Origin of the sequence: Dickeya fangzhongdai, assembly GCF_002812485.1 — a bacterium.
Classification (GTDB): domain Bacteria; phylum Pseudomonadota; class Gammaproteobacteria; order Enterobacterales; family Enterobacteriaceae; genus Dickeya; species Dickeya fangzhongdai.
The window spans coordinates 252,329-264,143 of sequence record NZ_CP025003.1 but is presented as its reverse complement, the minus strand read 5'-3'; the positions used below and the strand labels follow the sequence as shown (position 1 = coordinate 264,143).

Genomic DNA, 11,815 nt, shown 5'->3' with positions numbered 1-11,815 from the left:
AGAATGCGGCGTAAACGACCATTCAGATCGTCATATCGCTCATCTGTATCAAAAATAAAATCCAAGACTGCCTCTAAAACCAGACAGATGGGTTTGCCATGATAATAAGGGTCATCACCTGCGGAGAATCGCCATGACGATACTATTCCCTCCCCATCGCCTTGAGTCATCCCCCCACATGCCCATTCAACTGCGCCTGCTACGGCGATTATGGATCTGGTACCAGCACCACCAGACCCGCAAAATCCTGAATGAACTGAACGATGAACGTCTCAAAGATATCGGCCTGAAACGGGAAGACATACAGCGCCTTTACCGGAACTGGCCGGACAGGATTTAGCAAGCAGCACTACGATTATAGGCGGCCACGGCCGCCTGTCTGGAAAGCCGCGGCGTTTGGCAACGCCTTATCGCGATAATTGCTTGTTTTCTTTAAACCATGAATTGAGCGCCAAAAACAGGTACAGATCACACAAAAAATCGCAATTCAGATCGCCTAACCGTTCCTCTGTATGATCAGAATAGCCATTTTCTGCATCTGTATCCTAAAACTCACCGGTTGCACACTATTTCCAGCACAGTTCACCGGGGATACCACCATGACACAGCTACACCGCCCTTCAAATACCGCCGTCGGCCCGCGTTTCTTCCTTCATCATTTCCGCCAACGCTGGCACGCCTGGCGACAGCGAGTACAGGCACGAAAGGCGCTACGTCGACTGGACAACAACCGGTTGGAGGACATGGGGCTGACGCGCCGGGATGTGGACAATTTATGGTAGCAACGAACAAACGATAACGAGTCGAATAACACGGAGGCAGGGCAGAATATGCGAGACACTGCGCAGAAAAAAGCAATCAATACCGAGAGAAGGCGATGGTCTGCGTACCGCTGCGCACATCGCCGAATTGCCCGTCGCTGTGCCGCCGGGCGGTTGTTACAGTGCGTGGGCTGATACAGCCGGAGCAGAAACCTACCGCCTGCTCCGCCTCATCCTCGGCCAGCGCGGGCGGAGAGACACAACCCGCGCCGGTCCTGTCAACATCGTGTCGGGCTACTCGGTCGGGTAGCCCGGCATCGCCCATACTGACGGCCAGTCGCCCGGCTGCCCGCCGTTGCATTCCGGCTGATAGTTGTAGGCCACAAGCTGAAAAGTCTTGCCGTCAAACACCCACTGCGCGCTTTCGCCGCAGTCGGCGATGCCGCGCCCTTTCGCCGAGTGATACAACATGCCGCTTTCCGGGTCATAGTCCGCTTCGGTAAACCAACGGATTTTTTCCTCACGGCTGTCCGCCGGGCGAATCGGCCTTGGCAATTCCAGCAACTGCGCGGCCTGCGGGTTATTGCGTGGAGTGACAAACAGCATGCTTGAGGATTGATAGGCTCCCATGCCGCAGTTGAGCATCACCAGCGCCAGCTCGTTGGTCAGCGGTTCGGCCTCACTCAACTGGCGAGCTTCTTTGCTCAACCCGCAGTCTTCCTCTTCCAGCAAGGTTTTTTTAGCGCCGATCACGCCGTTAATCAGCGTTTTCGCATTGGTCAGCGGCGGCGGCTGGGTATAAGCCGGGTTGATTTCCTGTCCCACCGGTACCGGCGGCACCTGCGCCACCTCACCATTTCCGACCTGCAATAATGCGCTGAGGTTATTCAGGCGCCCCTGCCGTTCATCCGCCAGCAATAACGCTGCATTCAGGCCGTTAAGCGAGATGGATTCTTCCTGATTATTACTCTGACTACCACTGTGCTCCGACAGCGACAGCCGTTTGGCGTTTTTGGCCGCCAGCACAAACTGCTGGATCACATCCAGTTGATCGGTATGGACGTAAAACGCGCCTTCTTCCTCATCCGTCTGCCAGGCTGGCTGGGTCAGTTGAAAGCGGACGCCATCCAGATACAGCGCCTGACGCTTATCGGCCAGATCGAAGTCCAATGAGATTTTGCCCTGAGCGCCCGCTTCACGCTTTAGCGTCACACGCAGGTACGGGTCATTGTTCCTGATGTCGCAGTCATTCAGGTTGTTGCAGGTAATCTGCCAGTGCCTGAATACCTTCTGCACCGGAGTCGGATAACCGGAAGGCATCTCGCCGGCGCTGAACGCGCTGCCGGACAGCAAAACCAGAATGATGCCTGAAAGCGTTGTCGTGAATCGCATCGGACATTCCTTATGAAACTTCCATGCTGATGTTATAGCGCAATTATGTCTTTTCCCCGCCACTAAAAAAACGCTGAAAGCGTTTTTTAACGTCGCCTGCGACGGCCCATTGGGTGAGTTCCGCCATTAAAGGCGGAACGAATCATAAAACGCTGAAAGCGTTTTTTAACGTCGCTTGCGACGGCCCATCGGGTGAGTTCCGCCATTAGGGTGGAACGAATCATAAAACGCTGAAAGCGTTTTTTAACGTCGCCTGCGACGGCCCATCGGGTGAGTTCCGCCATTAGGGCGGAACGAATCATAAAACGCTGAAAGCGTTTTTTAACGTCGCCTGCGACGGCCCATTGGGTGAGTTCCGCCATTAGGGCGGAACGAATCATAAAACGCTGAAAGCGTTTTTTAACGTCGCTTGCGACGGCCATCGGGTGAGTTCCGCAATCGACCATTTTTAAACAGTCACGGTCGTCAATAAAAGATCTTCATGTGAAATAAGAATATAAAAAAAACCGCACCTTATCGCTAAGGTACGGTTTTTTATTATCGGTGAAACTGACGGTTATTCGTCGTCGCTGCTGCCAAAGCCCGCGTTCAACAGTTCAGCCAGGTTGGCAGATGCTTCATCCGCGCTCACCTGAGCCACTGCCGGGACTTCGCCAGCCTGACGGCGGCGCATGCGATCCTGATGGTACGCATAGCCGGTACCGGCCGGGATCAGACGACCCACGATGACGTTCTCTTTCAGGCCACGCAGCTCATCGCGTTTGCCGGCAACCGCCGCTTCCGTCAGCACGCGGGTCGTTTCCTGGAACGACGCAGCGGAGATGAAGGACTCGGTAGCCAGAGACGCTTTGGTGATACCCAGCAGGTCGCGGCTGTAAGTTGCCGAAATCTTGCCGTCCGTTTCCAACTGACGATTGGCGATCTTGATGCGCGACATTTCCACCTGCTCGCCTTCCAGGAACTCAGAGCTGCCCGGATTGACGATGGTGCCTTTACGCAGCATCTGACGAACGATAACTTCGATGTGTTTATCGTTAATCTTCACGCCCTGCAGTCGGTAAACTTCCTGCACTTCGTTCACGATGTAACGGGTTACCGCGTGTACGCCGCGCAGGCGCAGGATGTCATGCGGAGATTCCGGACCGTCGGAAATCACGTCGCCGCGTTCCACACGTTCGCCTTCGAACACGTTGAGCTGACGCCACTTCGGAATCATCTCTTCGTACGGTTCGCTGCCGTCAACCGGTGTGATCACCAGACGACGTTTGCCTTTGGTTTCTTTACCGAAGGACACCACGCCGCTGATTTCCGCCAGAATCGCCGGCTCTTTCGGACGACGGGCTTCGAACAGGTCGGCAACACGCGGCAGACCACCGGTAATATCCTTGGTACCGCCGGATTCCTGCGGAATACGCGCCAGGGTGTCACCCGCGCCGATCTGAGAACCGTCTTCCAGCTGGACAATCGCTTTACCCGGCAGGAAGTACTGCGCCGGCATGTCGGTGCCCGGAATCAGTACGTCGTCGCCGTTAGCGTCAACGATTTTCAGCGCCGGACGCAGGTCTTTACCGCCACCGGTACGTTCCGCACTGTCCAGTACCACGATGGAGGACAGGCCGGTCAGTTCGTCGGTCTGACGAGTAATCGTCTGGCCATCGATCATATCGGTAAAGCGAATGCTACCGCCCACTTCGGTGATAACCGGCATGGTATGCGGATCCCAGTTCGCTACGGTATCGCCACCGTTAACTTCTGAGCCATCGCCTTTGCCCATAACCGCGCCGTAAGGCACTTTATAGCTTTCTTTGGTACGACCGAATTCGTCGATCAGTTTCAGCTCGGTGTTACGCGAGGTGATAACCAGCTTGCCGGCGCTGTTCTTAACGAACTTGGCGTTGGTCAGTTTCAGGCTACCTTTGTTTTTCACCTGAATGCTGGATTCGGCTGCCGCACGGGATGCCGCACCACCGATGTGGAACGTACGCATCGTCAGCTGAGTACCCGGTTCACCGATGGACTGCGCCGCGATAACCCCGATGGCCTCACCTTTGTTGATGATGTGACCACGCGCCAGGTCGCGACCGTAGCACTTGGCGCACACGCCGAAGTCGGTTTCACAACCTACTACGGAGCGTACTTTCACCGCGTCGACCGAGTTTTCTTCCAACAGGTCACACCATTTCTCGTTCAGCAGCGTGTTGCGCGGAACCAGAATGTCTGCGGTGCCCGGTTTCAGCACGTCTTCCGCCGTTACACGGCCCAGTACGCGCTCACGCAGCGGCTCTTTCACGTCGCCGCCTTCGATAACCGGCGTCATCATGATGCCTTCGTGGGTACCGCAATCGTCCTCGGTCACCACCAGGTCCTGCGCCACGTCAACCAGACGACGAGTCAGGTAACCGGAGTTCGCTGTCTTCAACGCGGTATCCGCCAGACCTTTACGCGCACCGTGGGTGGAGATGAAGTACTGGAGTACGTTCAGACCTTCACGGAAGTTCGCAGTGATCGGCGTTTCGATGATGGAGCCGTCCGGCTTCGCCATCAGACCACGCATCCCCGCCAGCTGACGAATCTGTGCCGCAGAACCACGCGCACCGGAGTCGGCCATCATAAAGATGCTGTTAAAGGAAACCTGTTTCTCTTCTTCGCCGTTACGGTTGATCACCGTTTCGGTAGAGAGGTTTTCCATCATCGCCTTGGCCACACGCTCGTTCGCCGCGGCCCAGATGTCGATGACTTTGTTGTAACGTTCGCCCGCGGTTACCAGACCAGACTGGAACTGCTCCTGGATCTCGGCAACTTCGGCTTCCGCTTCGCTGATGATTTCCACTTTCTTCGCCGGAATGACCATATCGTCGATGCCAACGGAAGAACCGGAACGCGCCGCGTAAGCAAAACCGGTGTACATGATCTGGTCGGCAAAAATAACCGTCGGCTTCAGACCCAACACGCGATAGCAGGTGTTCAGCATCTTGGAGATCGCTTTCTTACCCAGCGCCTGGTTGACGATGGAGTAAGGCAGACCTTTCGGCACGATCATCCACAGGATAGAACGACCCACGGTAGTGTCGATCAGGCTGGTTTTCTGCGTCCACTCGCCCTGCGCATTCTTCTGGTGCTCGGTAATACGCACCTTCACGCGAGCGTGCAGCGAAGCCAGGCCAGCGCGATAGATACGCTCGGCTTCTTTCGGACCGGTCAGCACCATGCCTTCGCCTTTGGCGTTAACACAGTCACGAGTCATGTAGTACAGACCCAACACCACGTCCTGAGACGGAACGATGATCGGCTCACCGTTCGCCGGCGACAGAATGTTGTTGGTGGACATCATCAGCGCACGCGCTTCCAACTGGGCTTCCAGCGTCAGCGGTACGTGAACAGCCATCTGGTCACCGTCGAAGTCGGCGTTATACGCCGCACACACCAGCGGGTGCAGCTGAATGGCTTTACCTTCGATCAGTACCGGTTCGAACGCCTGAATACCCAGACGGTGCAGGGTCGGCGCACGGTTCAGCAGTACCGGGTGCTCGCGGATGACTTCATCCAGGATATCCCATACAACTGCTTCTTCGCGTTCCACCATTTTCTTGGCGGCTTTGATGGTGGTAGCGAGACCACGCAGTTCCAGCTTGCCGTAGATGAACGGTTTGAACAGTTCCAGCGCCATTTTCTTCGGCAGACCGCACTGGTGCAGACGCAGGTACGGACCAACGGTAATTACGGAACGACCGGAGTAGTCCACGCGCTTACCCAGCAGGTTCTGACGGAAACGACCCTGCTTACCTTTGATCATGTCAGCCAGCGATTTCAGCGGACGCTTGTTGGAACCGGTGATCGCACGACCGCGACGGCCGTTATCCAGCAGCGCATCCACCGCTTCCTGCAGCATACGTTTTTCGTTACGTACGATGATGTCCGGCGCAGCCAGATCCAGCAGGCGTTTCAAACGGTTGTTACGGTTGATCACGCGACGGTACAGATCGTTCAGGTCGGAGGTCGCGAAACGACCGCCGTCCAGCGGAACCAGCGGACGCAGATCCGGCGGCAGCACCGGCAGCACGGTCAGGATCATCCACTCCGGCTTGTTGCCGGACTGCACGAATGCTTCCAGCAGCTTGATGCGCTTGGTCAGCTTCTTACGTTTGGTCTCGGAGTTGGTTTCGTTCAGCTCTTCGCGCAGCTGTTCGCATTCCTGCTCCAGATCCATGTTTTTCAGCAGAGCCTGGATCGCCTCGGCGCCCATCTTGGCGTCGAATTCGTCACCGAACTCTTCCAGCGCGTCCAGATACTGCTCTTCAGTCAGGATCTGACGGCGCTCCAGATTGGTCATGCCGCCTTCGACCACCACATAGGATTCGAAGTACAGTACGCGTTCGATATCGCGCAGCGGCATATCCAGCAGCAGGCCGATACGGGACGGCAGGGATTTCAGGAACCAGATGTGAGCGGTCGGAGACGCCAGCTCGATGTGGCCCATGCGCTCACGGCGCACTTTGGTCTGGGTCACTTCAACGCCGCACTTCTCACAAATCACGCCACGGTGTTTCAGGCGCTTGTACTTACCGCACAAGCACTCGTAGTCTTTTACCGGCCCAAAAATACGGGCGCAGAACAAGCCGTCACGTTCCGGTTTGAACGTACGGTAGTTGATGGTTTCTGGCTTTTTCACTTCACCAAAAGACCAGGAACGGATCATGTCTGGCGAGGCCAGAGCAATTTTGATCGCATCAAACTCTTCGGTTTTAGTTTGCGCTTTCAGAAACTTTAATAAGTCTTTCACGGATTGGCTCCTGTCGGAGTTAGACCTGTCAGACACCTGAACCATGCCGTTAAAAACACGGTTCAGGTGCCCCTGTAACGAATGCTCGCAGCGCTATCAGGCTGGGATTACTCTTCTTCCAGCTCGATGTTGATACCCAGGGAGCGGATTTCTTTCAACAGTACGTTGAAGGATTCCGGCATGCCCGGTTCCATCCGGTGATCGCCATCCACGATGTTTTTGTACATCTTGGTACGGCCGTTCACGTCATCGGATTTCACCGTCAGCATTTCCTGCAGGGTATAGGCTGCGCCGTAAGCTTCCAGCGCCCACACTTCCATCTCACCGAAGCGCTGACCACCGAACTGCGCCTTACCACCCAGCGGCTGCTGGGTAACCAGGCTGTAAGAGCCGGTAGAACGGGCATGCATCTTGTCATCCACCAAGTGGTTCAGTTTCAGCATGTACATGTAGCCCACGGTAACCGGACGCTCGAACTGCTCGCCGGTACGGCCGTCGAACAGACGGATCTGACCAGAAGTCGGCAGATCGCCGAGTTTCAGCAACTCTTTGATCTCGTTTTCCTTGGCACCGTCGAACACCGGCGTGGCGATCGGCATACCTTTCTTCAGATTTTCCGCCAGACGCAGCACTTCTTCATCGCTGAAGGTGTTCAGGTCGACTTTCTGGCGCACGTCGTTACCCAGGTCATAAGCTCTCTGGATAAACTCGCGCAGCTTGGCCACTTCCTGCTGCTGCTTGAGCATGGCGTTGATCTTGTCGCCGATGCCTTTGGCAGCCATACCCAGGTGGGTTTCCAGAATCTGACCGATGTTCATACGTGACGGTACGCCCAGCGGGTTCAGTACGATATCGACCGGCGTACCGTTCTCGTCGTAAGGCATATCCTCGATCGGGTTGATCTTGGAGATAACACCCTTGTTACCGTGGCGGCCTGCCATCTTGTCACCCGGCTGGATCTGACGCTTAACAGCCAGATACACTTTGACGATCTTCAGCACGCCCGGCGCCAGGTCATCACCCTGGGTGATTTTGCGGCGTTTGGCTTCGAGTTTCTTCTCGAATTCGTGTTTCAGTTCATCATACTGCTCGGCCAACTGCTCCAGCTGGTTCTGCTTCTCTTCGTCGGTCAGACCCAGTTCCAGCCAACGCTCGCGCGGCAGCTTGTCCAGTTTGTCCGCTTCGATGCCGCCGGCAACCAGCACGTCATGGATACGGGCAAACAGGCCGGCTTCCAGAATCTGCAGTTCTTCAGTCAGGTCTTTCTTCGCCTGCTTGAGCTGCATTTCTTCGATTTCCAGCGCACGTTTGTCTTTTTCCACGCCATCGCGGGTAAAGACCTGCACGTCGATAACCGTACCGGAAACGCCGTTCGGCACACGCAGAGAAGAGTCTTTCACGTCAGACGCTTTCTCACCGAAGATGGCGCGCAGCAGTTTCTCTTCCGGCGTCAGCTGGGTTTCGCCTTTCGGCGTCACTTTACCGACCAGAATATCGCCGCCGGTCACTTCCGCACCGATGTAAACGATGCCGGATTCATCCAGCTTGGAGAGCGCTGCTTCACCCACGTTCGGGATATCGGCAGTAATCTCTTCAGGCCCCAGCTTGGTGTCACGAGACACGCACGCCAGTTCCTGAATGTGGATGGTGGTAAAACGGTCTTCCTGCACCACACGCTCGGAAACGAGGATGGAGTCTTCGAAGTTGTAACCGTTCCAGGGCATGAACGCGACGCGCATGTTCTGACCCAGCGCCAGTTCACCCAGATCGGTGGACGGGCCGTCGGCCAGCACATCGCCGCGCTCAACCGGCTCGCCCAGCGACACGCACGGCATCTGGTTGATGCAGGTGTTCTGGTTGGAACGGGTGTATTTGGTCAGGTTGTAGATGTCGATGCCGGCTTCGCCCGGGTACATTTCATCTTCGTTAACCTTGATCACGATACGGGACGCATCCACGTACTGGACCAGACCGCCGCGTTTGGCAACGGCGGTTACACCGGAGTCCACCGCGACCGCACGTTCCATACCGGTGCCCACCAGCGGCTTGTCAGCGCGCAGAGTCGGTACCGCCTGACGTTGCATGTTCGCACCCATCAGGGCGCGGTTGGCGTCATCGTGTTCCAGGAACGGAATCAGGGACGCACCGACGGAAACCACCTGCTGGGTGGAAACGTCCATGTAGTCAACCTGATCGCGGCTGAACAAGCTGGATTCGCCTTTGCTACGGCAAGTAACCAGTTCCTCGATGAAGTGACCTTCGTCATCCAGGTTGGTGTTCGCCTGAGCAATAACGTAGTTGCCTTCTTCAATCGCCGACAGGTAATGGATTTCGTCGGTCACCACGCCATCGCGTACACGGCGATACGGGGTTTCCAGGAAGCCGTATTCGTTGGTCTGCGCGTACACAGACAGCGAGTTGATCAGACCGATGTTCGGACCTTCCGGCGTTTCGATAGGACATACGCGGCCGTAATGGGTCGGGTGTACGTCTCGAACTTCAAAGCCGGCGCGCTCACGGGTCAGACCGCCTGGGCCCAATGCGGAAATACGGCGTTTATGCGTAATTTCGGACAGCGGGTTGTTCTGATCCATAAACTGGGACAGCTGGCTGGAACCGAAGAACTCTTTCACCGCTGCGGAAATCGGCTTGGCGTTGATCATGTCCTGCGGCATCAGCGTATCCAGATCGCCCAGAGACAGACGCTCTTTCACCGCACGTTCAACACGCACCAGACCGACGCGGAACTGGTTTTCCGCCATTTCGCCCACGGAACGGATACGACGGTTGCCCAGATGGTCGATATCGTCGACTTCACCCTTACCGTTACGGATATCGATGAGTTTTTTCATCACATCGATAATGTCCGCTTTGCTCAGAATCCCGGAACCTTCGATTTCTTCGCGCAGCAGGGAACGGTTGAACTTCATACGACCAACCGCGGACAGATCGTAACGATCTTCGGAGAAGAACAGATTTTCGAACAGCGTCTCGGCCGCTTCACGTGTCGGCGGCTCGCCCGGACGCATCATGCGGTAGATTTCGACCAGCGCGCTCAGGCGATCGTTGGTCGGGTCGACACGCAGGGTCTCGGACATGTACGGACCGTGGTCCAGATCATTGGTGAACAGCGTGTCGAGACGCTTATGACCCGCCTGGCTCAGTTTAGCCAGCAGATCCAGCGACAGTTCCATGTTCGCCATCGCGATCACTTCACCGGTGCTTTCATCCACGTAATCTTTAGCCAGCACTTTACCGGCGATGTATTCGACCGGTACTTCAATGCGCTCGATGCCGTCTTTTTCCAGCTGACGAATATGGCGCGCGGTGATGCGGCGGCCTTTCTCAACGTAGACTTTACCGTCAGCTTCGATGTCGAACGACGCGGTTTCGCCACGCAGACGTTCCGGCACCAGCTCCATCTGCAGCTTGTTGTTGTGGATTTCGTACACCACTTTATCGAAGAACAGATCCAGAATTTCTTCGGTGGAGTAACTCAGCGCACGCAGAATGATGGTAGCAGGCAGTTTACGGCGACGGTCGATACGGACAAACAGGTTGTCTTTCGGGTCGAATTCAAAATCCAGCCAGGAACCACGGTAAGGAATAATACGTGCGTTATACAGCACCTTACCGGAAGAGTGGGTTTTACCCTTGTCGCTGTCAAAGAAGACGCCCGGGCTACGATGCAACTGAGAAACGATAACACGCTCAGTACCATTGATGACAAAGGTACCGTTGTCGGTCATGAGCGGAATCTCGCCCATGTACACTTCTTGTTCTTTGATGTCTTTAACGGTGCCTTCCGGCGCTTCGCGCTCGTAGATCACCAGACGCAGTTTCACGCGCAGCGGCGCGGAGAAGGTAACACCGCGGATTTGACACTCTTGAACGTCAAATACCGGCTCACCCAGACGATAACTCACGTACTGCAGCTCGGAATTACCGCTGTAACTTGCGATAGGAAATACGGAACGGAATGCCGCTTCCAGACCGTACTGGCCTTCCGGATCTTGCTCGATAAACTTCTGGAACGAGTCAAGCTGGATAGAAAGGAGATATGGGATATCCAGAACTTGTGGACGTTTCCCAAAATCCTTACGAATGCGTTTTTTCTCGGTATAGGAGTAAACCATAGGGTTCCTCAGCTCGCTGACAAGTCGACCCACTTTGTCCACCCTGAAAAGGGCGGTTCATGCGACACCATTTATGTCGATCGGAAAGTGGAACACTTTCCGCAATACCTGTTTCTATCACTCTTAAATCATTTCATTACGCTTTACACAGAACGAACGCCCTGACGCAATATATTAAGTCGTCGATAGAAACAAGCATTGACGGGAAATCGGTAGTCAAACAGTGTGAAACGCTACCGACACCCTACAGCGCAAAAAGGCTGGTGACCAAAAAGTCACCAGCCATCAGCCTGATAACTCAGGCTGCAACCGGAAGGGTTGGCTTATTTAACTTCAACTTCAGCGCCAGCTTCTTCCAGAGATTTTTTCAGAGCTTCAGCGTCATCTTTGCTCACGGCTTCTTTCAGAGCGGCCGGAGCAGACTCAACCAGGTCTTTCGCTTCTTTCAGACCCAGGCCAGTTGCGCCACGAACTGCTTTGATAACGGCAACTTTGTTAGCGCCAACAGCTTTCAGGATAACGTCGAACTCGGTTTTCTCTTCAGCAGCTTCAGCCGGGCCAGCAGCAGCTACAGCAACAGCGGCAGCAGCAGAAACGCCGAATTTTTCTTCCATTGCAGAGATCAGCTCAACAACGTCCATTACAGACATAGCCGCTACTGCTTCAATGATTTGATCTTTAGTGATAGACATGACAATTGTTCCTAACAATCAGAAAAAGTTTATACGTTAGCAAATGCGATAACA

7 protein-coding genes are annotated in these 11,815 nt (G+C 55.2%); 2 read left to right on the top strand and 5 right to left on the bottom strand.

The window, feature by feature from the left end; genetic code table 11:
* Positions 1–133 precede the first annotated feature (133 nt).
* Both CVE23_RS01205 and CVE23_RS01200 read left to right on the top strand, forming a co-directional pair.
* The gene (locus CVE23_RS01205) at positions 134–340 is read left to right on the top strand and encodes a DUF1127 domain-containing protein (RefSeq protein WP_082202679.1); all 207 of its coding nucleotides are present in this window, start codon (positions 134–136) and stop codon (positions 338–340) included.
* Between the two features lie 259 nt (positions 341–599).
* A complete protein-coding gene (locus tag CVE23_RS01200; protein ID WP_072093542.1) occupies positions 600–782 on the top strand; it encodes a DUF1127 domain-containing protein in 183 nt (60 codons plus the stop codon).
* Between the two features lie 273 nt (positions 783–1,055).
* Here CVE23_RS01200 and CVE23_RS01195 read toward each other — a convergent pair whose 3' ends face one another.
* The 5 genes from CVE23_RS01195 to rplL all read right to left on the bottom strand — a co-directional run bounded on the left by CVE23_RS01195 (position 1,056) and on the right by rplL (position 11,761).
* Positions 1,056–2,153, bottom strand: a complete 1,098-nt coding sequence (locus tag CVE23_RS01195; protein WP_100848701.1) for a DUF1176 domain-containing protein — start codon at positions 2,151–2,153, stop codon at positions 1,056–1,058.
* Positions 2,154–2,239: 86 nt separating this feature from the next.
* A complete protein-coding gene (locus CVE23_RS01190; RefSeq protein ID WP_225622629.1) occupies positions 2,240–2,575 on the bottom strand; it encodes a hypothetical protein in 336 nt (111 codons plus the stop codon).
* Between the two features lie 134 nt (positions 2,576–2,709).
* The gene (rpoC, locus tag CVE23_RS01185) at positions 2,710–6,933 is read right to left on the bottom strand and encodes a DNA-directed RNA polymerase subunit beta' (protein ID WP_038917499.1); all 4,224 of its coding nucleotides are present in this window, start codon (positions 6,931–6,933) and stop codon (positions 2,710–2,712) included.
* A gap of 107 nt (positions 6,934–7,040) precedes the next feature.
* A complete protein-coding gene (rpoB, locus tag CVE23_RS01180; RefSeq protein WP_038663343.1) occupies positions 7,041–11,069 on the bottom strand; it encodes a DNA-directed RNA polymerase subunit beta in 4,029 nt (1,342 codons plus the stop codon).
* 323 nt (positions 11,070–11,392) lie between these two features.
* Complete coding sequence (rplL, locus tag CVE23_RS01175) at positions 11,393–11,761, bottom strand: 50S ribosomal protein L7/L12 (RefSeq protein ID WP_015855383.1); 369 nt, start codon at positions 11,759–11,761, stop codon at positions 11,393–11,395.
* Positions 11,762–11,815 lie beyond the last annotated feature (54 nt).

Excerpts from the sequence above, each read along its gene's own strand:
- CVE23_RS01200 (WP_072093542.1), top strand. The coding sequence starts at position 600 with ATGACACAGCTACACCGCCCTTCAAATACCGCCGTCGGCCCGCGTTTC.
- rplL (WP_015855383.1), bottom strand. The coding sequence starts at position 11,761 with ATGTCTATCACTAAAGATCAAATCATTGAAGCAGTAGCGGCTATGTCT.
- CVE23_RS01190 (WP_225622629.1), bottom strand. The coding sequence starts at position 2,575 with ATGGCCGTCGCAAGCGACGTTAAAAAACGCTTTCAGCGTTTTATGATT.
- rpoB (WP_038663343.1), bottom strand. The coding sequence starts at position 11,069 with ATGGTTTACTCCTATACCGAGAAAAAACGCATTCGTAAGGATTTTGGG.
- CVE23_RS01205 (WP_082202679.1), top strand. The coding sequence starts at position 134 with ATGACGATACTATTCCCTCCCCATCGCCTTGAGTCATCCCCCCACATG.
- CVE23_RS01195 (WP_100848701.1), bottom strand. The coding sequence starts at position 2,153 with ATGCGATTCACGACAACGCTTTCAGGCATCATTCTGGTTTTGCTGTCC.